Source organism: Pseudomonas sp. P5_B2 (genome assembly GCF_056400445.1).
The window spans coordinates 1-2,606 of the sequence record NZ_JBFULH010000568.1; the positions used below are offsets into that span (position 1 = coordinate 1).

Consider the following 2,606-nt stretch of genomic DNA (forward strand, 5'->3'; position numbering starts at 1 on the left):
GCTTTCGACCAGGTGCGCAACGCGACGGGTGACGTTGTCGTCGGTCAGGATGTTTTCCTCGTTAGTGGAGGCGATCCGGCCGCGGGTTGGCTGCGGCATTGCGGCAAACCTCGTTTTGCTGGGTTTTCATCTGCGCCGCTGCGCCGATCCGCGCCGATCCCTGTTTTTAGGACTGGAGCGCAAGGCCAGCCCGTTAGGGCACTGCGCCGCAGCGCCAATGGGGGGTATGGGGGGCAGCGCGGCGCACTTTTGTGGGGTCATTCATCAGCGCAGCCCGGCCCGATTTGCGCCGCCCCCTCGACGATAATCAGTCGCCCGCGATCCTTACGTTGCGTAGTGCGGTAAGTTTCCTCACGCACCCGCCCCTCGCGTCTCAGTGCGGCAAGTGCTTGTGCTGCCCGCTTGCTCCCGCCACTACCCTTGAAGGTTTTCCCGTACTCGGGAAAGGGCTCCAGCGCTTTCATGGCGGAGTGCGCTCCAGGGGTAAGACTAGCCGGCACGTTTATGCCTGCCTCCTTTGCAGCCCGAAGCGCGCGGATAATCTCAGCTTGGTCGAAGTGCTCAGAAGTGAGCGTGGCTCCATCTGAGCCGGCCTCGAGCATCAATACGCCATCAGCAAAGACCAAGCGCAGCGGATCGGCCCGTGTTGATAGGTTGGCTTTCTCATGCAGGAGGACAATTGCACCGTCCTGCTCAATCAATGCCAGGCGTGAACGAGCACTGTTGTGCCATGCGGTACTGCCGCTGTAACTGTTGCCCTGGCTACCGCTCTTAGCTGAGGCCTTGTCGATATGCGCCAGCAGCACGACAGCCGCGTCATGCTTACGAGCAACAGCAGCCAGACCGCGCACAAACGCACGTACCAAGCGGCGGCTGTTCTCGTTCGCGTCGAAAGCGTCGGAAGCGTTGTCCACAATAATCAGACCAGTACCTGCAGCCTGTTCGACCAGTTCACGGAACGCCCGGCTGAATATCGGCTCCGAGGGGTAGCCATCGCTCTCGCTCATCAGCACGGGATGGCCATGGGTGCCGTCCAGCAGGCGCATGTTCGGCAGTACCTCGGCGGGATTCAGGCCATATGCCTCGATAATGCGGCGCAAGCGCAGGCGCACGATGCTCGGCTCATCCTCCAGGCTCACGAACAGAACAGGCACCTGCTCGACCTCATGCCCGGCATACGGCCTGCCTGCCGCCACATGCGCACCAATGGCCAGCGCCAGGCTCGACTTACCGATGCCACCGTGACCACCAAACAGCGCCACATGACGGCGCGGCATCCAGGGCTTAATGGCAAAGCGGACAGGCTCAAGAGCGGCGCTCATCACATCGCCCAGCGGCACCTCAGTTAGCACAGGGCTCGACACCTCCAGCTGACTGCCCAGTCCTGCTAGCTGGCGGTCGAACTGGTCGACTCGCTCCTGTGCCAGCGTCAGCCGGGCTTCGCTTTCGGCGCTCAACTCTCCAGCTTTAGCTTCCCCCTTCGCGGCCTCGATAACCAATTGCTCGAAGTTGCGTTCGACCTCCAGCTTGTTGCGTTGGTACTGCTGGCGTTGGTCTTGACTCAGGTTGTCGAGGAACAGGTCGGCCATCTGTAGCCCCAGAGCCGACACGACGTCGCGGGTATCGCAGCCAGCATAGCAGTGCAGCAGCACGCGGCCATCGTCACCCTCGGTAATGCTCAGGCTTGGGCTGCGGTCATCATGCGCAGGGCAACAGGCCATCCAGTTTTTTCCGCTGCGCCTGACGTTATCAAGCGCGCTCAATACCAGTTCGACAGGTGTGCTCACTGAACACCCTCCATGAGCGCCTCAAGGGTGCGCTGCTCCYGGGCTGCGGTGTGGGTGCTAGAGTGACCTTGCGATGGGCTGGCTACTTCTTCGGGGGGGCCGGCTTTTTTCATGCGCGCGCCCCTTGGCGATCAAGCCAGGCGGCAACGTCGGATCGACGGTAAGCAACAATCCTTGCGCTGATTTGGATCTTTTGCGGAAAGTCGGGACGCTTGGAAAGCCGCCACAACGTGACGTCAGAAATAGCCAGCAGTTCGGCCAGGGCTTTCGGGCGGATCAGGTCGGTGTATTGCATGGTGGAAGCCTCAGTAAACTCTTGAGGCTTCAGGTTCAACTCGGACAACGCCGCTAATTACTTGCGGCCTTTACGCTGTTTCGTAACACGCTTTTTGAAAGCATCCTCGCCAATTTTGTCTGTTAGCCACTCTGGCGCATCCCTCCAAAGCTCAGGACTTTTTTCGTCTGGTCGCCGTTTCAGTTGATCTGCTATCCAGTCGTTTATTTCCGGCCACCTTGGCTTTTGTGTACCTTTCTGCCGCTTGCTGTCTCGAGCAACGATTGGAGCGGTCACTTTAAAGGTTTTCTCCATCCCGTCTGAAGCTGCGCGAACAAGCAGCACCACTCCGTCGCGACAAATAAAGCCGCTCACGGCGTAATCCAAAAGCTCAGCTTTTGATAGTTCCGAAAGCGCGTCACTTACCGCATGCCTCCTTTGCTCAAGCGAAAGTGATCTGTTATCAGCCAGCCAGCTAGAAATAGCATTTTCTAAGTGCTGTAGATAATCGTGATCCCTCACCCCTGCACGCCCCTCAGTTGCAC

The 2,606-nt window shown here is 59.3% G+C and carries 3 protein-coding genes; all 3 read right to left on the reverse strand.

Features of this window, described 5'->3' with window-relative positions:
• Positions 1–257: 257 nt before the first annotated feature.
• Entirely contained in the window at positions 258–1,787 is a 1,530-nt protein-coding gene (locus AC1DRJ_RS24070) for an AAA family ATPase (protein WP_477804351.1), read from the reverse strand.
• A gap of 109 nt (positions 1,788–1,896) precedes the next feature.
• Entirely contained in the window at positions 1,897–2,082 is a 186-nt protein-coding gene (locus tag AC1DRJ_RS24075; protein ID WP_477804352.1) for a helix-turn-helix transcriptional regulator, read from the reverse strand.
• 57 nt (positions 2,083–2,139) lie between these two features.
• Positions 2,140–2,606: hypothetical protein (locus tag AC1DRJ_RS24080; protein ID WP_477804353.1), on the reverse strand; the 467-nt coding region annotated here is incomplete at its 5' end.